The organism is Paenibacillus sp. SZ31, assembly GCF_012912005.1.
Classification (GTDB): Bacteria; Bacillota; Bacilli; order Paenibacillales; family Paenibacillaceae; genus Paenibacillus.
This window is the reverse complement of sequence record NZ_JABBEA010000003.1, coordinates 249,748-268,606: the sequence shown is the minus strand read 5'-3', so window position 1 is coordinate 268,606 and position 18,859 is coordinate 249,748. Positions and strand designations below refer to the sequence as shown.

Here is an 18,859-nt window from a genome sequence, read left to right as displayed (position 1 = left end):
GATGGCGGCCGGGATGGAGTTCAATTCGAACAATACCCTGAAGCGTGATCTGGAGAAGTATGCCGCGCAGTATGCAATAGAGCAGGAGCGTCAAGGCAGCCTGGGGGATGGACGCAGCAGTATCCATTACCCGGCGCTGTTCCTGTTTGTTGGTGATCTGGTTGCACCTGCCGTATCTGCTGTGCAGGAGATTAATCGGCTGAAGTGGGATAACGGAGACGGTGTGGTCTACGTTCAGATCGGGACAGAAGATCAGGAAGCACGTCCGGTTGAAACGAGGAATGGTGGCTCGTCCGATGACGGTCAGGTGACTCTTCACCGCTTGCCTTTGTCCGCTGGGCAGACGGAGCGACCGTCCAAAACACGGCGTAAGGATGTACATCGCAGTTTCCACGAATCGGATCAGGCGCTCTTTGACCTGAATCGTACGCTTCGGCGAGTAAGCAACCGGATTGCCGAATATGGACGGTTATACTCGTCATTTGATCGGATTTACGTTACGGTGGTAACCAGAGCGGATGATCCGTTGAATGTATTGTTGCCAGAGCTCACCAAGCTGACGGAGACTATTTTGTCCCAAGCCTTCAAGTCGGTGCAGACGGATCTGCATGTATTGGTCAGCGAGATGGAACAGGTGGACTCCTTCGGATATGCCAGCGCAGCAGGCCTCGCTTTTCTGCGGGAACTGGATTATATGCAGTCGCTGGACTACACATTCAACGGTAAACTGCTGGTGACGGAGGATGGGATCTCCATTCCCGTTGCACATCCTGCTTCGCCGTTGTTTGATCTGGTATATCTGTTGTCCGACAAAAATGAGCGTGGAACCGGCGTTCCCGGTGGCTGGATCGAAAATGCCGAGATCATCTGCCGCATCTGCCTGCTGAAGAACAGGAAGCAGGATGTGGATCACTCGGGTAGCGTTTCAAGCACGGGAGCGAACACGTACAACAATACATCTTTTAAAAACAATATTCGTACCACCTCTGATCAGCATGGTTATGCCAGCGCGGGTTTTGCCGAGATCAGGCGGCCAAACAAGCCGATTGCACTGGCGGTGTTATATCACATGTATCGGTATCTGCTCGCACGCATACGGCAGGAGCCGGACTGGAGCATTAAGGACAAGCTATCTTTCTTTGGACTGGACGCGGCCTCGGTGGAACGCAAAGTCGAAGGTCTGCTGCCCAATGAAGATCTGGTTAGTGGCATGAGTGGCATCATGACGCATAACGTCAGTTTCTCTGATCTGAAGCCGCTCTCACTTCGTGAAGCGGAGAGAGCGTTGTTTGGACAAGGAGCTGAAGCGTACTTCCGCGATAACGTTGTCCGTCTTGTCGAAGAGCGTGTGCGCGAGCGCAGCTCTAGCGGTTCCCTGCGCCGTCATGCTGAACATTCCCGCGCGGAGCATCCAGAGGTTGGTTACTTCCAGTGGGCGGCCTGGAGTGACAGTGAGCCTGGCAGTGTGCGTGAAGCGCTGCTCGGATTGATTCGGGATAAATCGATGCAGCTTGAATCGGCACGTGCTCTGCTGGAGCAACGTCAGCAAGAGCGAGTGGAAGATCAGTCGTTCAAACGTGCGTTGTTCCGTGATAAACAGAATGTGCGCAATCTGATTGACTGCATGCTGGAGCGAGTGTATGTACCAAAGGTAGAATTACTGCGACTGGAAAATGAATTACACCTGCTGCGTATCTACGATACGGAGATGGAAGAACTTCATCGTTTTAGTCGCCACGTCACAGTAGCACTTGAAGCGCTGGAACGCACACTGCGAGAGACAGCTGCCCAAAGTATCGCTGCTGCGGATGAATACATCGGCCAGAACGTGATGGAGTACTACGGCAAAGTGACGGAAGAGCTAATCATCGACCTGGAAGCCAAACGCGGACGGGATGTATGGTTTGAGGACCGTTACATGGGAGACATGAACCGGCTTGCCACAGAAGGCGATGACCGTCTGTTGAAACGACTGATGGAGGTATGTCACTCGTTGCTGCTTACGGCCGAGCCATTGCGATTGCCATTTGAAGAAGAACTGTTGCAACGGGCGAATGTCACGATTGCCTACGGAGATAAAGATGTATTAACCCGCGATGATCTGTTCCGCAGGTTGTACCACACGCTGGAGGATCAGGCGGTTGTTCGGGTCCGGGTATTCGATTATACGCAGGAACATCGATATGAAGAGAAGTATTTCTTTGGTGACCATCATAGTGCTTTCATGGACTACGCGGCACATGCCGAAGAGACGTCACGTATCTACAAGTTGGGTGTGGTGTACGAAGAACGCAGTAGTGGCGTGGAGAAGCTGAATCTGATGGGCGGTTTCCATCTGGAGGATCTCATGGTGTATCGGAACGGCAAGGTATATTATGACTCGTACACGGATAATGGCTATGAACTTCACCCCGTGGGTCTGGTGGAGAAGTTGTCACCCATCCGTTAAGACGTCTGGCGGTGTCCTACACCCAGCACCAATCTTGTATTAACTCAGCCTGTTTACGGCTGGTATGGAAAGGATGCATGTAGACATGCAGCGAAAAATCAATCTTCTCCTGGTCCTGTTCAGCCTGATTGGCGGGGCAGTGGGCTTTGCGGCAGGAGAAATCATGCTGCGTCAATGGCTTGGGGAGATGCCACGTCTGTTGCTGATGGGATTATACTTTGGCGTACTGGCGCTGAGCGTTGGATTGTTCTGTTTGATCGCAGAGATAATCTCACCCAAGCTGAATGGCGCTTCATGGAAGCTCCGGTATCTGGGACTGTCGTGGAAACTGCTTGTTCCGGCAACACTCGCTCTGTTGTTTGTTGTTGGACTCGCCCTGCAATTGTTGTATCAGATCAATCCGGGCGGTGTGAAGCAAGTGAAGGACATCGTACTAATGATCGATAACTCGGGCAGCATGAGCGAGACAGATCCGGATAACGGACGCTTTGAAGCAGCCAAGACACTGATCAGCCAAATGGAGAGTGACAAACAGGTAGCTGTCATTACGTTTGATGACCAACCGCAGTTGTTACAGCCGTTTATTGCGCTCGATAGTGAAGCGGCCAAGAATGAGGTTTATAGCAAAATCGATGACATTGTTACAACTTCGGGTGGCACCAATTTTGATGCCGTGCTGAGGGAAGGCATGGAACAGATTCGGGGCAAACAGGACCCGAAACGCGGTACAGTGGTCATCTTGTTATCCGATGGCTTCAGTGAAGCGGATACGGCAGATATTTTGTCCCAATATGCGAGTGAACAGATCTCCATCAATACGGTCGGCCTAAGTCTAGTGGACCCATCAGGAACAGATCTGCTGCGTAATATTGCCCAACAAACGGGTGGCATGTACTATGATGTACCGGATTCCGGTGGTCTGAATCTGGCATTCCAGCAGATCTACGATACGATAGATGAACGGACGCTGGTAACGGAGCGTACAGGCATGATGGAGCATAGCGTTTATCTGGCGATTTTCCGTGTAGCAGCCGTGTTACTGATTGGCGTGGCGCTGGGTGTATCACTCGGACTCGTGTTTGATAACCGTCATCTCGCGCTCAGCTTCGGTATTGGTGGTGCGGTGTCGGGTCTACTGGCAGGACTTCTGCTGGAATGGGGCCTCGACGGTTCGAACGTGGGTGATACATTCGTACGACTTGGTGCGATGCTCATTTTGTCTGGCGTACTGACCCTCTTCTCCTGGATTGTTCCGATTAGGGAGAACACGCCGCGGAAGAGTAGAGGTCGTCGCGAAGCTGGTGGCGGAACTTCTTCGGCTGAAGGATTCGGTCAGAGAGCAAGAGATACACGCAGCAAAGGATTCTAACGTCGGGAGGTCAATGGAAATGCGGTTTACGGATGCAGACCCTTCGACACCCTTGATTCGAAAACTGACACTTGCGGTGGACGAAGGACGTTGTACACTTCGCTGGCTCTGGCCGGAACGGGTAGAAGCTGTCTATGTGGAACGGCTGGAGCTGGATATGATGAGCGATGATCGTACCGGGGAAGAGCCTGCACAGGGCAAGCTGAAGCTGTACACAAGAGAGGAATATAAGGCGAGCAATGGTTACACGGATCGGATCACAGGTTTTGGTGCCATCAAGTACACCGTGTATGTGTGTCAGATGCAGGAAGAGGGACCTGTACTGATCCGTCAACGAGACGAGGACAACATGGTGATTGCAAGCGCAGGGAAGGCGGATATCCGCTTTTCCATTCGTTACAAGAGCGGTTTTTTTCAGAAACGAAAAAGTGTATTGATCACCGTCACAGCGGAAGTACCTGTTCCAAAGGAAGCCCTCTGTTATGTTCGCAAACAGGGCGGGGTTCCGTTGAATAAGGAGGATGGTACGGTGTATCCTTTTGTGAGTGATTTTGCTCCCGGAAGAAATGAGATGCCGCCCGTTGAAGTTGCCAAGGATGATTATGTGCGATTATTCTTCACGGACGGACCGAAATATGGAGCCGCCTATCGACTTATATCAGACTAGATAGTTGGACCAGCGATTGGAAGGTTACTCTGTCATCGTAGTGCAAGTGTAAATCATCTTAGTCTAACTGATCAGGGGAGGGGAGTGGCTATGAGCTTTTTTAGTCGGTTTTTGAAGAGACAACAGCCGGAGGAACGTCCGCTGTTTTACGATATTGTGTGCCCTTATTGTTTCAGTAAGTTTTCACCGGAAGAGGTAGTGTTCCGCGCCGCCCATCACCGCGATGATGATGAGGACTACGCACTCGGGGAAGATGCGAAGTTGAATCGGTATCGTGAAAGATTCGGACTCGACACGGTATTTGATATGGAGGCCGTATTGGCTCCGCATGATGTACCGGAGGAACATCGGATTTATTCCGATAACATCGTGATGGGTCTGAACGATCGGTATGGTGTCGTTACACGTCGCCGGTTGTGTCCGCAATGTCATAACGAGCTACCTGTTACGGCAGGTAAAGCACCGAGCAATATCATATCCATCATTGGTGCATCTCAGGTAGGTAAATCCGTCTACATGACTTCATTAATTCATACATTGCAGCATTATACGGCCGATCATTTTGACGCGGCTTGCATGCCATTGAATGCGGAGATAAGCCGCCGATTCCGTGCGGATTATGAAGAACCGTTGTTCGAACGGGGCGATCTGCTGGATTCCACGCAGAAGGAGAAGTTGCAGGAGCCGTTTATCTTCCAGTTTGTGTTCAAGGATGAAGATAAAGCGCCGCTGACCTTGGTGTTCTTTGACGTTGCGGGTGAAGGTATGGTGGAGCAGGATTATCTCGGACTTCACGGGCAGCACATCAAGAACTCGGCAGGTATTCTGTTCATGGTGGACCCGCTTCAGATTCGTTCGATTCGGGACAAGATTCGCATTAACCTCGGCAACGAGCCGGGAGAGTGGACACCACGATACGATGAGCCGCGTGACGTGGTGCTGACGATGTTCGGAGATTTTATCGCGTATCAGGACAAAGCAAAGACCAATATTCCAACGGCTGTTGTGCTCACGAAAAGCGACATGCTGCATTCCCTGAAGGATGAAGAGGGGGATTATATCAAATCGAACAGTAATGTCTTCCGCAATATGGTGCACCGCGATTGGTTTGACCTAACCGAGTTCGAGAATATCGACGGGGAGATCCGGCGTTTTATCGAGAAGGTGGATCGTCCGTTCAAGGGCACGATGGATGTGTACTTCAAAGATACAGCCTATTTCGCAGTATCTGCGCTGGGCAGCAATCCGGTGGATATGAAATTGCAGGGTGTGGTTAGCCCGATCCGCGTGGATGAACCTTTCCTGTGGCTGTTGTACAAGCTGAAGTACATTGAGGGGAGAGTGGGATGATGCGTTCTTCCGTAACCCCGCCCATTGAACAACAGCTGTATACCCGAGAGCGGCGCGGGGTGTTTCGCACAACAGAGGGGTTCGATACGGTTGCGGCATCGCCGGGACTGGACCCTTCTTTTATCAAAAAAGTGCTTCACCCCTACTGTGTCTATGACGCTCCAGCGGAGCTCACAGGCCGTAGCGAGAAGGACGAGACGAAGTTTCCGGCTTCCATTCACCTGCTTCATCTGGAGAGTGGAGAGACGATTCTTGGGCAAAATGTGTACCAGTCGGCGGATTTCACCGGGCTGCGCAGTGCCTTTTTTGCACATAATTACGTCTTGTCTCCCGAACGTTCGGAAGAGCAGATGAAACAAGGCGGCTGGCTGGATGCCGTGTTCGCCACGTCCTATGACATCGAACAAGGTACAGTTCTGCCGGCGCTTGCTGAATTGCCTATATCACCTAGGAGCGGACAGGGTGGGGCGACCGATGCTGGCGTAGGATCACCAACCCAAGTGCTGAGCGCTTTGAAAATGAACGAAGTGCTGTTCAAGCGCCTGCTCTATGCGGTAATGCAGTCTGTAGCGACACGTAGAAAAGTATACATTGCGCTGGACCTTCCCGCAGAGGAAGTGACAGCAGGGGCCAAAGGATTGTTACGTTTGCTGTACACGGCTTTACCATACGCATTCCGGCGGCAGCTGGGATTCATGACGTTTGCCAAGGAGCCACAGGCCAAGAAGGGCATCCACGTCCAGTTTGTTGAGCGAGGGACGTTACGTCCGAAAGACCGGAATACGGAGAAGGATTTCACCTTTGATCTGGTATCCGGCAGAGTGACACATGCGGATGCATCTGTGGCGAAGTTACCTTATGCGGAATTCGCCTGGGCTTTATTGCAGGAACCTGGTGCGGCGGATGCGTTCTATACGTTTGCGGATGAAATGATGTCCGGCATGGAACCTGGGCGGGAACTTTCCATTGAAGCCTATGGCGAACTTGCGGTGTTCTATGGTCTCGAACAAGGCATGGAAGACCTCTATCTGGATAACAAAAGTCACGTCCTGAGTGGCTTGCTGACCTATTTGAAGCCGGATGGTGGATTACAGCAACGTTCCCGTCTGAACGAGCTGTTCCTGACCTTGCTCAGCAGGGAACTGGACAGCGTGAAGCGTGAGAACGTACCCGAAGAAGACGTCGCAGCTCGCATTGGCGAATATTTCAGTGTTGCCGCGCCGGTGGTGCAATCCTGGATTGTTGACTATTTCATCTACGGTGTAAATAATGCCCGTGCTCAGAAGCGGATGCGTGCTGTACAGGAATTGTATGCTGTGCTGGATCGAGATCCTCAGCTGAATCGGGCTTTCTTTGATAAAGTATTGGCCAATGAATCGCTCACCAAGCTGTTGTTCGAGCCTTATCTGGACAATCAGCTGAAACGCACGGAATCGGCAGCGAACGTTGTGGAAGTGATCCGAAGATGGGTTACGTCCCATCCATCTGCGATCCACTACAGCTTCTTGCAGGAGCGGACAGCGAGTGAGCTGCGTGAACGGTTATGTTCTGCGCCTAATCCGGTACAGTCTGCGAATGAAGCCCTCCAGCGTGTTAACATACTGGATCGGGTATCCGCTGATGTCACCTATGATACAGGCATTACGGCACGAATTGGTCAATCTGAAGCTACAGCCCGTCCTAATCGCAAAGGGGGATCTTCGTCTGCCAGTCAAGATCCGGCATATCAGGAGGAGTTAACCCGCCTTGCAGACAAGCTGGCTTATGTCATTAACCTGTTTATGATTCAGGATCTGGATCTGGAACGGGTTAACCGTGAACAGCTATTAAGCATTGATATTTTGCAGCATGGCAATGAGGTTCGGGATTGGGCGGCACGTCAGGGTTCTGATGTATCTGCTCGAACGAACATGATGCTGGCTGCGAGAGTGTGGCTTAGTGGCGAGGGGAATGAAGAAGAGGCATTGGAGGCACTTTCCCTGGCAGAACGTAATGAACTTCAACGCTGGTCGCGTCGCTGGCTTGCCGGAGAGTTACAGGTTAATCCGGGGATCGCGGTATATGAAGCTTTACCGATGGCTTTTTATCGGGGAGGAAGCGGCAGCAACCGGTTGGATTATCCTGGCCTGACTGAATTCATCCGCACCAATGCAAGTCGTGCTGAGGGGCTGTATCCATTCTTCGAATGGTCAGGAGATCATCGAATGTTTGTCCGGGGTTCCAATGCGCATAAAGGATATGCGGATGCGATCGTGGCGTATTTCAAAGCCCATGACCGTGAAGCATTCAAGTCGAAGTCAGCTTTCAAACCGTATTACGTGAGAGCCAGCAAGACAATGAAGCCGGTCTATGACCGTGCGAAGACGGAATTGTCCTCTCCACTGGTGCGGATGCTAACGGGTAAAAGGAAAAATCTGTTCGGATTAATCCTCTTGATCCTGGTTCTGGGTATTGCTGGCGGTACATATGCATGGATGAAAGATTCTGTAGAGCCGCCAGCGGCACCCCCTCCATCTACCCAGGAGCCTGTCATACCGGCTGAACCTGAGGTACAGCTCGCGGAGCAGATTGCTTATATGATTCCTGCGAGTGAACAGGAGGGTACGCAATCACCTGCTCAACTGGTGATCCGTTTCAGGAATGATACGGGAAGCACTGAGTTTGAGCAAAGCTCACTGCAATTGACGATGAAGGATGATAGTACTCAGGAGTTGGATACTACAGGCAAGTGGGAGAGTTTTAATCGGAATGAGGAGCCAGATACCCAAGATACATCCGATGGTGGTTCAGGGAGTACTTCCGAAGGAAGCACAGATGGTTCCTCAGCCGGAAACGAGGGGAACACAGAGCAGACGGAGGATGGCGTTCAGCAGGCAGATCCAGCAATATCGGGTGATGCCACTTCAGATCCTGCTACCGATACAACAACGGATACAGGGACGAATGCATCGTCTAATGCTGCGAGTGGAGACACGGATCAAGGTACGGATGCAGATCAAGTTACTGGTTCGACATCGCCTGACACATCTGTATCCAATGAACAGGATGCGGATGCGACCAATTCTGCACAGCTGTCTATTGGAGAGGTAGATCGTCTCTATCCGTATGGATTGCAGATCAGTCTTCCAGCAGATCTTGATGCCGAGAGTATTGCCAGTGTGCAGAGCACGCAGGGCGGGATGACGGTAATCCAATTGATGCCGCAGCCTAATTAAGCTGTAAATCATATTATTTGAGCGTGTTGCATAGATTCATGGAGTGCCTTTTGACCAAATATTGAAAAATGCTGACTTCATACCTTATTAAACGAGCGTATGTGAGATGACCTTGAACTCTAGATTCAAGGTCATCTATTTTTTTTTTTGATATGGCGGATACAGCCATTGCATGAAAATAAATCAGTCATTCACAATTCGGACACAAAATTTGCGATTCAAGAGCTCGAAAGATTGTCAGAAGTGGTGAAGTGCGCGGAATGAATGAGAAAAGCTCTCATGTGTAATCGGAAAGAGAGTAAGATATCTGCTTCAAAAAGACCGAATAAAGCTCGAAAAAAGCAGAAAATTTGGTTTTTTATGTTGACAAATGATAATGATTATCAGTATCTTTAATGTATAAGATTTTTGCGCCGGAAATACTCAGAATTACAATTTCGTTTTCGTTGTCATAGCCGGATTACATAACCGGGATAAATGAGAGAGGGATGATCGCATGTTTCGTCTGGAGACGACCAAGCTGGATATCGCTTATGAGGAAAGACTAATTGTAGAGGATCTGAATATTCAGATTCCCCAAGGAAAAATTACAGCACTTGTTGGAGCCAATGGTTCAGGGAAGTCAACTATCCTGAAAACGATGGCACGTATTATGGCTCCAAAAGCAGGTAATGTATTGCTCGACGGGAAGTCCATCCATAAGCAGTCTACGCGTGAAGTTGCCAAGCAACTTGCGATTTTGCCACAGAACCCGACAGCCCCTGAAGGACTTACGGTTACTGAACTGGTATCCTACGGACGTTTTCCTTATCAAAAAGGATTTGGTTCCATGCGTTCTGAAGACAAACGCATGATTGAATGGGCTATTGAAGTGACAGCCATGACTGAATTCCATGATCGTCCGATTGATCAACTGTCCGGTGGACAGCGTCAACGTGCCTGGATTGCCATGGCACTTGCCCAAGAAACGGACATCCTTTTCCTGGACGAGCCGACAACGTTCCTGGATATGGCTCACCAGCTTGAAGTATTGCAATTGCTGGAGCAGCTGAATGCCACAGCCAATCGTACCATTGTTATGGTTGTGCATGACTTGAACCACGCTTCCCGTTATGCTCATCACATGATTGGTATCAAAAAAGGTAAAGCCATTGCACATGGTTCACCCGTGGAAGTTATGAACACGGATGTACTTCGTGAAGTATTTAACATCGAAGCAGATATCGTAACGGATCCGCGCTCCGGTGTACCGCTTTGCTTGCCATACGCTCTTGCAGGTGAACGTCAGCAATCCAAAACGCCAGACCAGATGGTCATGAACAGCGCGATGGTTCATGCAGGCGGACGGACAGAGCAACTTGCTCGTCAAGCGACAGGAAGTTAACGAAATGGGCCATACGTGGTCCTTACATTATAGAATGAAGCCGCTGTGCATAATGCACGCGGCTCATTCGCATTCATGGGAGGTTTGCAACCAATGGGAGCAATCAACTACACGTGGTTAGAGCAATATGGACGTATAACGACCGGCCCGGTTAACGAACCGGTTTTTGGCATGCCTTTGACATTGTTGAGACATCCGGAGAACGCAAAGCTTATGCTCGAAGCCTATAATGAGCACCTGCGTGCAGATTCTCTTCGCTCTGCTGCTGTATATTTCATGCACTCTGTTCGAGGTCTATTGCTTGGTATTCATTACATGACTTGCATGTGTGACACGTCGCTGAATATTTCGCTGGAGAATATCCAACTGCAGTTGGAGGTTCAAGAGGGGCGCCCCGTACTCCATTTTCAACTTTTAGATGCAACTGAGCATGCCCATCCTGGTTCAGTCAATAACGGTATTGAAGGTGGATCCCTCTGGCGGAATGAGTTACTTACAGCATATTACGGCGAACAACTACGACCACTGATTGAAGGAGTGGCCCTTGCCGGAGAAGCAAACACGGGTCAGATGTGGGCACAGCTCGCATCCATCTTGAGATGGTTCAAGACGACGGTGGTAAAGATGGATATTACAGAATTGGAACGAGAAGCTGTAATTCAGGGATATGAGCATGTCATTGCCATGCCACCGGAGATTCTGGGGTTACGCAAGAACTTGCTGTCATTCAAACCGGTCGAGATCGATAATCCGCATCAACCGGGAGAGACTATGCTGATGAAGCCGACATGCTGCCTGCACTATCAGGTGTACGGTGGGCAGAACTACTGTTACAGCTGTCCCAAACTGACCAAGACCGAGCGGCAAGAGCGGTATGATGCGATTGTGGCTGCCAAGTCGGGTTAAAGTGCGTCCGGAGCAAAGGGATATGGGTAAATCCGAGATTTGGTAATCGCATCGAATCAGGTTTATAATAATAAGACAGGCTGTAGGTTCATTGGTTATACCAACGTGCTCGCAACAGTCCAAACCAACATATGTCATGGGAGGAATCAGTCATGTCCGTATATTCATATCAGGCGGTAACCACCGCGAACCAGGAAGTCTCACTGGATCTGTATCAAGGTAAGGTATTGGTCATTGCCAATACAGCCAGCAAGTGTGGACTTACCCCGCAATACGGTGAATTGCAAAAGCTCTACGATCGTTATCGCGATCAAGGCTTGGTTGTACTGGGTTTCCCTTGTAACCAGTTTGGAGGGCAGGAGCCAGGTACAAGTGAGGAAGCCGAATCATTTTGCCAGCTTAACTATGGTGTGAATTTCCCGGTGTTTGCCAAGGTAGATGTGAATGGTGAGGAAACACATCCTCTGTTCCAATATCTGAAGGAGCAACAACCCGGCGTAGGCGAAACAAGCGACATCCAATGGAACTTTACCAAGTTCCTTGTTAACCGTGAAGGTGAAGTAGTAGGTCGTGTTGAACCGAAAGAATCTCCGGAGACCATGATCGCAGACATCGAGAAATTGCTCGGTTAATACATGAACGTTGAGAAGCCTATCCTTGCATTAGCGAGGATAGGCTTTTTTAAGTTGACTTCGTATACGACGTAGCTTCAGTCTCTCAGTAGGTAGAGGTTGGTTCCCTGATTAAGGCAATGGCTGGTTTAGCGTGTAATAGCCTTGATCCGAAGCCAGCTTAAGCAGGTTACGAGCATAGCTTCCGGCCCAAGAGTAGCCGTGTCGTCGTTCCTCACTGATATCCAGAATGTTCATATACTTCAGTCCATCCCGATCCGCGTAGAAAGGCACATCTTCATCCACGTTATAGAAACGGTACCAGATCACACTCCCTGCATTCGGTTCAAAATACACGGGTCCTTGTCGGTTATACTTGGTTCCATTCTCTCGTACCGTATCGAACCATCGGAGAGCTCCTTTGGCGGCTTGTTCAATCTCGGGAGTCTGAGGCCTGGACATCAGAAAAGCAGTAATCGCCACCGACTCTGATCCCGACTTGGAGGCTAACTCATAGGCTCTGCCCGGCACAGGGGCATAGGTCACAGGATCATGCTGCGCACCCCAAACGGTGGGCTGACCAGCATTGATAATTTGCGCTTTCAGCGTATAATCAATCCCTTTATCCAGAGCTTTCTTCAGCTTGCTACGGTCGTTGGTGGTCAATATATCGTTGTTAAACCCACTTCTTCGCTCAACCATATCGTCTAACAAAAGCATCGTCTGTACCATGGCATTGTCGTTGTAGGTCACTGCATCAGAGTAATTACTTCGTTTGGGATAAACCTGAGGCCAACCTCCAGATGGATATTGGGAAATCAGGATAAAGTCCACCGCTTTACGGACACTGTTCTTAAAGGCCAGATTGCCTGTTTTCTCATACATGTCAGCCAGGAATCGGATCTCGGAAGTTGTCGCATCATTATCGAAGGTGCCAAGTTCAATGCCATTCGGGTCTTTCCAGCCTGATCGAGCTGTTACACCATCCCAAGGGGCTGTGTATTGCTCTTCCATGTCTTTGTAAAATCCACCGTGAGGCATTTGCCACGAAACGATATTTAGGGCATAGGCCGTATCCTTGGTAAGATCGCCGGTTGCAAAATGACTAAAATCCCTAAACTTCTGAAGCAGCGAAGACACATCGGCACCTGCTGGGATTTTGGAGGATAGAACCTCTGTTTTAATTGTAACGGGTGCAAGATCGGCAGAAGCAGCAGCAGAGGGGATAGCTACTCCAGTTGTCATCATGGTGAAGGCAAGCGTAACGGGAACCAGGCGGAAAGCAACAGACATTGAACGTTTCTTCAAATGAACGCCTCCTGAACGAAATGAGATTTGGTTGTTGACTTACATAAAATCCATTTAAAGGATTGTTATTATTGTAAGCGCTTACCAATTTAAAAATCAACCCTGTATTGAAAATTGAAGCCATTTAATTTTTGTACAAGTAAAACGTGAATGGAGAAGAAGGTTCTACCTACAAACGTCCATACAGGAACGCGGAAGCCTTTACATAGCATAAATCCACCCGAATCCGGGGAAAATGAAATCAATAAAACGAAGGGAAGAAAGGCTTGAATACAGGGAAAAGACCTCTTTCGACAAACTTTTTTTGCTCAACCTATTGCAATGTGAAAAAGATCACATTATAATGAGTGTATAAAGTGAAATAAATCACATACACAGTATCGATTAAGAAGTGAAATATTTCACAACTACAAAAACCTTATATTCAAACTCATTTATATATTTCGAGGAGGAACTTTTAATGAAAATCGCAGTTATCGGATGTACACACGCAGGGACCGCAGCCATCGTAAACACCGCCAAATTGTACCCGGATGCTACCATCACGGTGTATGAGCGCAATGATAATATCTCCTTCCTATCTTGTGGCATTGCGCTCTACGTAGGTGGAGTTGTGAAAGACCCTGACGGTTTGTTCTATTCTTCGCCTAATCAACTGGCAGATCTCGGTGTAGTGACCAAGATGCTTCATGAAGTAACAGCAGTTGATGCCAAGGGTCATACCCTTCAGGCTAAAAACCTGCAAACTGGGGAAGAATTTGAAGATACGTTTGACAAACTGATCGTAACAACTGGTTCATGGCCTGTCGTTCCGAAGCTTGAAGGCATTGAGATGGACAACATTTTACTTTGCAAAAACTACAATCACTCCAACACGATTATTGAAAAAGCCAAAGATGCCAAACGCGTTACCGTTGTGGGTGCAGGATATATCGGCGTAGAACTGGTTGAGGCTTTCCAGATGAACGGCAAGGAAGTTACCCTGATCGACAGTGTGGACCGGATTTTGAACAAATACCTGGACCCTGAATTCACGGATGCAATCGAAGATACGCTGACTGGACGCGGCATCAAGCTGGCTCTTGGTCAAACGGTACAGAAGTTTACTGGAGAGAATGGCAAAGTGACTAAGGTAATCACGTCCAAAGGGGAGTTTGAAACGGATTTGGTTATTCTGTGCATCGGCTTCCGTCCAAATACCGAACTGCTCAAAGGCCAAGTGGATATGCTGCCGAACGGCGCAATCGTCGTGGATAAATATATGAAAACTAGTCAAAAAGACATCTTCGCTGCGGGTGACAGCTGTGCTATTCATTACAACCCGACAGGCAAAGCAGCGTACATTCCACTGGCGACTAACGCCGTGCGGATGGGGACACTGGTAGCTCGTAACCTGGTACGTCCTACGACACCGTATATGGGTACACAAGGAACATCGGGTATTAAAATTTATGAGCAAAATATCGCGGGTACAGGCATGACGGAAACGTCTGCTGCTGACGAAGGTCTGATTGTGGAAGCCGTCGTACTGGAAGACAGCTACCGTCCGGAGTTCATGCCAACGGCGGAGAAACTGTTGCTTAAAGTGGTATATGAACAGGCTACTCGTCGCATCGTCGGAGCACAAGTAATGTCACAGGTTGATCTGACTCAATCGATTAATACGATCTCGGTCTGCATCCAAAACAACATGACCGTAGATGAGCTGGCCTTCATCGACTTCTTCTTCCAGCCACATTACAACAAACCGTGGAACTTCTTGAACACGGCGGGTCTGCAAGCATTGCCACCAGTAGAAGTGAAAGCACCAGCAATGGTGTAAGGAAGCAGAATAGATGTTGATATAAAATAATGAACCATAAAATGCACAAAGGCTGGCGAGCATATCGTCAGTCTTTTTTTGTATATCTGTAAGGTGGTGTAAGTAACATGCACGATATCTCTTGCTGTCAGAGTCATTCAATGACAATCGTAATAGCGACTTTTATAAACAACATTGTGATAATTTGCACAAAGTTTTGTATAGGACCGAGATACAATTAGGATATGGCATTCAACGCCTACCCGAAGAGTTTCCCAATGATTTTATTGTAATGATGAATGAACAATGAAGGAGAGGATGAACGATATGGCAGCGAAAACACCTCTTGAGGTTGCACAATATACGGCGCAAACAGGCATGAAAAAGGCGCAATATCCGGTGTCTTCTGTCTTGGTACTCAGTTTTCTGGCAGGGGCTTTTATTGCGCTGGGTTTTCTACTGGATATTCGGGTGATTGCTTCTGCGCCAGCAGAGTGGGGGAGCCTGGTTAATCTGATTGGAGCAGCGGTGTTCCCGGTGGGATTGATCATGGTACTCATTGGTGGAGGAGAGCTGCTGACAGGTAACATGATGGCAGTTCCGCTTGCAACGATTGCTCGAAAATTATCCGCGGGCAGCATGTTGAAAAATCTAACCTTAGTGACGATTGGTAACTTTGTTGGAGCTTTGTTTGTCGCGTACGCGTTTGGACATGTGCTTGGTCTGACTGGAGAGGGTGTATATCTGGCAAAAGTGGTGGATATGGCTGGGCATAAGCTGCATGATGGCTTCCTACAGGCTTTTATCTCTGGCATCGGCTGTAACTGGCTGGTGGCGCTGGCAGTATGGCTATCTTATGCATCCGATACGATGAGTGGCAAGGTACTGGGTATTTGGTTTCCAACGATGGCGTTTGTGGCTATTGGATTCCAGCACGTTGTAGCCAATATGTTTCTCATTCCGGCTGCAATTTTCGAAGGACATTATTCGTGGGGACAATATGTGATGAATTTCATTCCGGTGTGGCTCGGCAATCTGACTGGTGGTGCTCTGTTTGTAGCTGCAGCCTATTGGGTGGTGTACCTGCGCCAAGCTGAGCCGAAAGTGAAACCAGAGGTAGTAACGTCAATCGAACCTGTGGAGACGGAGGGTAGAGTGATGTTGAGCAAGCAGGCGTAGCGGAACATAGCACTACAATGCATTACTCGATACACGTATATCATATACACATAGAAGTGAAGACGATTCTGACTTTGCTCGGTTCATGGCAAATATGCTGTGATGGAGCAGGCCGGAATCTTTTTTTTGTGTCCTTTATTGAAGTTTAACGCAAAATAAATTCGCCATGACAAGGTTCGGGGGAACGAAACCTGTTCATGGCGAATTTCGGGAGTGGTCCATGATATGGCATGAGGAGGAAGTGGGGAAACACTAGCCTAATGCCTTATTTTTAATTTACCCCTGAATTCTGAAGTTGAATCAAACGATAAAACATTTTTTTGAAAATAATTTAAAGCTGCTATAGCGGTTAATATTAGGCGAAAATATACTGTTCTCTTTACGTGATAACCTCGAAGAAGATATGATATAGGGATAGTTTTTTAAAGAGGGGGAGCCATACGATGATCGATCAGGAGAATGGGGTATTTGCAGCGGTATGCCCGCTCGATTGTCCGGACACTTGTGGTCTGTTGTTACATAAAGAGAACGGTAAAATTGTGAAGGTGGCAGGTAATCCGGATCATCCGATCACCAAGGGTGCCATTTGTAATAAAGTCAGAAATATGACCGAGCGGGTGTATCATCCCGAGCGTCTACAATATCCGATGAAACGTGTAGGAGCCAAAGGCGAAGGCAAGTTCGAACGAATGAGTTGGGATGAAGCGATTCGCGAGATTACGACCAAATTCACTGCATTGTCCGAAACCTACGGCCCGGAGAGCATCCTGCCCTACAGCTTTTACGGTAACATGGGCATTCTCGGCGTAGACGGTATGGATCGGCGTTTCTTCAATGCGCTTGGTGCGAGTGTACTGGAGCAGACGATCTGTAACTCTGCTGGAAATACCGGCTGGAAATATACGATGGGCGCCAACCGGGGAACGGTGCCAGAAGATACGGAGCATGCGGATCTCATCCTGGTGTGGGGTGGCAATATCGTCAGTACCAATATGCACCAGGTTGTTTTGGCGGAGAAAGCCCGCAAAAAAGGCGCCAAGATCGTCGTCATCGACGTTCATCGCAATCGTACGGCCCAATGGGGCGACTGGTTTATTCCTCTATATCCGGGCACGGACAGCGCACTGGCGTTGGGATTGATGCATGTGTTGTTCGAACGGGGCCTAACGGATGAAGCGTTTATGCAAAAGTATACGGTGGGTCATGAGGCACTTCGTGATCATGTCCGAAGTTACACCCCTGACCGCGTTGCACGCATTACGGGCGTGCCGGAGGAGACCATTGTGGAGCTGGCCGAACTATACGGCAACGCACATGCGGCTCATATTCACATCGGCAACGGCCTCCAGCACCATGATAATGGTGGGATGAACGTGCGTAGCGTTGCATGTCTGCCTGCCATCACAGGACAATGGCTGAAGCAAGGCGGCGGTGCCGTTCGAACCAACAGCTACGCGAGCACAAATAGCGACGCGCTGGAACGTCCAGAACTGCGGCAGAATCCGGAGCCGCGAGTGGTGAACATGAACCGGATTGGTGAAGCGTTGCTGGAAGCAGAGCAGCCAATCCGGGCGATGATGGTTTACTGCAGCAATCCATTGGTGGTGGCACCGGATACCGAGCGGGTAGAGCGAGGTTTTGCACGGGAGGATCTGTTCACGGTTGTGCATGATCTGTTCATGACGGATACGGCGAAATATGCAGATATCTTGTTGCCAGCCACATCTTCATTTGAAGCGACAGACCTGTACACCTCTTATTGGCATCAGTACGTCCATCTGCAAGAGCCGGTAATTGCACCGATTGGGGAGAGCAAGAGCAATGTGGAACTGTTCTCACTGCTTGGGCAGGCTATGGGGTACGATCCTGCAATCTTCGGAGAAACGCCGGAACAGATGATTGAGGACGCACTTCAGGGCACAGGCAACCCCTACATGAATGGAGTCACGTTGGAGGGACTGAAGGAACATCGATTCGTGAAGCTGGATATGACGCCACATGCTGCATATCTGGATCAGCTGCCCACACCTTCAGGCAAAATTGAATTGTATTCCGAGACGATGGAACAGAGAGGGCTTCCGCCGCTCCCTACCTATAGTGCTCTGGTTGAAGGATATGATGGGGAGAATCCGGCTGGACCTGCCGATACCTATCCATTGATGTTCCTGTCACCGCCAAACCATAATTTCCTGAACTCCACCTTTGGCAATTCAGCCAAACATCAGCGTTTGGAAAAGATGCCTCTATTGCAAATGCACCCGGAGGATGCTGCCCGCAGAAACGTGGAGGATGGGGATGCTGTAGTGGTATGGAATGATCGTGGACGTATCGAACTTACCGCCAAGGTAAGTGAGGCTATGTTGCCGGGAACCGTCATCAGCCAAGGCTTATGGTGGGATGGTGACGGGAAGAAGCAGCGGGCGAATTCACTCACTTCGAATCGGTTGTCGGACATGGGTAACGGGGCGACCTTCTTCTCGGCCACTGTTGAAGTGAAGCGTCAATGAGTGTGCTTGCAGGGTGATTTTTTTGAGGTAAGATAAACAAAGAACAAAATGTATCAGGATCTAAAGAGCAATAAAAAGTAACACTTCCAAAGGCCTTCGCTCTGGCTGGTTAT

Annotated in this window: 12 protein-coding genes; 11 read left to right on the top strand and 1 reads right to left on the bottom strand. The window is 49.2% G+C overall.

What is annotated here, in order from left to right; all coding sequences use genetic code 11:
* The first annotated feature begins 1 nt into the window (after position 1).
* The 8 genes from HF638_RS08620 to HF638_RS08585 all read left to right on the top strand — a co-directional run bounded on the left by HF638_RS08620 (position 2) and on the right by HF638_RS08585 (position 11,972).
* Positions 2-2,449 carry a transcription initiation factor TFIID gene (locus HF638_RS08620; RefSeq protein ID WP_248278078.1) on the top strand — a complete coding sequence of 816 codons (2,448 nt, stop codon included), beginning with the start codon at positions 2-4 and terminating at the stop codon, positions 2,447-2,449.
* A gap of 85 nt (positions 2,450-2,534) precedes the next feature.
* A complete protein-coding gene (locus tag HF638_RS08615; protein ID WP_169479843.1) occupies positions 2,535-3,818 on the top strand; it encodes a vWA domain-containing protein in 1,284 nt (427 codons plus the stop codon).
* 19 nt (positions 3,819-3,837) lie between these two features.
* A complete protein-coding gene (locus HF638_RS08610) occupies positions 3,838-4,485 on the top strand; it encodes a beta-mannanase (RefSeq protein WP_169479842.1) in 648 nt (215 codons plus the stop codon).
* A 90-nt stretch (positions 4,486-4,575) separates the two neighbouring features.
* Positions 4,576-5,835 carry a TRAFAC clade GTPase domain-containing protein gene (locus HF638_RS08605; RefSeq protein WP_024632789.1) on the top strand — a complete coding sequence of 420 codons (1,260 nt, stop codon included), beginning with the start codon at positions 4,576-4,578 and terminating at the stop codon, positions 5,833-5,835.
* Positions 5,832-9,050, top strand: a complete 3,219-nt coding sequence (locus HF638_RS08600) for a GAP1-N2 domain-containing protein (RefSeq protein WP_169479841.1) — start codon at positions 5,832-5,834, stop codon at positions 9,048-9,050. Before HF638_RS08605 ends, HF638_RS08600 begins: the two co-directional genes overlap by 4 nt.
* A gap of 496 nt (positions 9,051-9,546) precedes the next feature.
* Positions 9,547-10,434 carry an ABC transporter ATP-binding protein gene (locus tag HF638_RS08595; RefSeq protein WP_169479840.1) on the top strand — a complete coding sequence of 296 codons (888 nt, stop codon included), beginning with the start codon at positions 9,547-9,549 and terminating at the stop codon, positions 10,432-10,434.
* A 93-nt stretch (positions 10,435-10,527) separates the two neighbouring features.
* The gene (locus HF638_RS08590) at positions 10,528-11,340 is read left to right on the top strand and encodes a (2Fe-2S)-binding protein (RefSeq protein ID WP_169479839.1); all 813 of its coding nucleotides are present in this window, start codon (positions 10,528-10,530) and stop codon (positions 11,338-11,340) included.
* Positions 11,341-11,492: 152 nt separating this feature from the next.
* The gene (locus HF638_RS08585; protein WP_169479838.1) at positions 11,493-11,972 is read left to right on the top strand and encodes a glutathione peroxidase; all 480 of its coding nucleotides are present in this window, start codon (positions 11,493-11,495) and stop codon (positions 11,970-11,972) included.
* Positions 11,973-12,083: 111 nt separating this feature from the next.
* Here HF638_RS08585 and pelA read toward each other — a convergent pair whose 3' ends face one another.
* On the bottom strand, positions 12,084-13,259 hold the full coding sequence (gene pelA, locus HF638_RS08580) for a pectate lyase (protein ID WP_348982088.1): 1,176 nt from the start codon (positions 13,257-13,259) through the stop codon (positions 12,084-12,086).
* A 460-nt stretch (positions 13,260-13,719) separates the two neighbouring features.
* On the opposite strand from pelA, the gene HF638_RS08575 reads away from it, so the two are divergent.
* The 3 genes from HF638_RS08575 to HF638_RS08565 all read left to right on the top strand — a co-directional run bounded on the left by HF638_RS08575 (position 13,720) and on the right by HF638_RS08565 (position 18,746).
* Complete coding sequence (locus HF638_RS08575; protein WP_169479837.1) at positions 13,720-15,081, top strand: FAD-dependent oxidoreductase; 1,362 nt, start codon at positions 13,720-13,722, stop codon at positions 15,079-15,081.
* Positions 15,082-15,387: 306 nt separating this feature from the next.
* Positions 15,388-16,239 carry a formate/nitrite transporter family protein gene (locus tag HF638_RS08570; RefSeq protein WP_169479836.1) on the top strand — a complete coding sequence of 284 codons (852 nt, stop codon included), beginning with the start codon at positions 15,388-15,390 and terminating at the stop codon, positions 16,237-16,239.
* Between the two features lie 443 nt (positions 16,240-16,682).
* Entirely contained in the window at positions 16,683-18,746 is a 2,064-nt protein-coding gene (locus tag HF638_RS08565; RefSeq protein ID WP_169479835.1) for a molybdopterin-containing oxidoreductase family protein, read from the top strand.
* Positions 18,747-18,859 lie beyond the last annotated feature (113 nt).